A 755-nucleotide genomic window follows, 5' to 3' on the forward strand; every position below is an offset into this window, starting at 1 on the left:
CTCCTCAGTGAAATCTGTACAAAACCAGGTCCGTGACAATCGCCTGGCGCATGCAGCAACCCTATCCGTCAGCTGGCAAGCACTTACCTTGCGGGCGCCGTGCTTTCAGGGTTTCAGGATGCTTCATCCATCTGCTGAATTGTTTTTCGACAAGCCATTGGAACACTTAAGTGTTTTTTTGGAGGAGCATCGATTCAGGTCCCTGCATCGCCACTAGGCCCTTCATCAGACCCTCTTCTCAAAAAAAAGCGGCCAGCATGAAGCTGGCCGCCTGGACGATCCATGCGAGAGGACCGTCAATTCTTTGCCGCAGAGCATTGCCCTCGCAGTTGCAGCAACTGCCTGGTTCAGCGCAGCAGGGCAAGAACGCCCTGGGGCAGCTGGTTGGCCTGGGCCACCATGGCCGTGCCAGCCTGTTGCAGAATCTGGGCGCGGCTCAGGTTCGAGGTTTCACCAGCGAAGTCGGCATCCATGATGCGACCACGGGCTGCCGCAGTGTTTTCCGAGGCCACTTGCAGGTTGGCAATCGTGGCTTCGAAACGGTTCTGGGCCGCGCCGTAGTCGGCACGCATGCCATTGATGTTGTCCAGCGCCGAGTCGATGGCATCAACCTGGGCCAGCGCTGCAGACTCGACGGTACCCAGGGTCGCGGTGGACGCGCTCAGGCTGGTCAGGCTGGTGGCAGAGGAGACCACAACGGAAATCTGGTTGTCCGTGGCAGTGTTCGCACCTACCTGGAAGGTGAAGCTTGCGTT

The 755-nt window shown here is 58.7% G+C and carries 2 protein-coding genes; one reads left to right on the top strand and one right to left on the bottom strand.

Features of this window, described 5'->3' with window-relative positions:
• Window positions 1-217 (top strand): hypothetical protein (locus tag ACF8ME_RS10265; protein ID WP_392416301.1); only part of this gene is annotated, 217 nt, incomplete at its 5' end.
• 130 nt (window positions 218-347) lie between these two features.
• Here ACF8ME_RS10265 and ACF8ME_RS10270 read toward each other — a convergent pair.
• Window positions 348-755: flagellin (locus ACF8ME_RS10270; RefSeq protein ID WP_392416303.1), on the bottom strand; the 408-nt coding region annotated here is incomplete at its 5' end.

This window comes from Delftia sp. WSY_7 (genome assembly GCF_043104845.1).
In the GTDB taxonomy this organism is placed as follows: Bacteria; Pseudomonadota; Gammaproteobacteria; order Burkholderiales; family Burkholderiaceae_C; genus Comamonas; species Comamonas tsuruhatensis.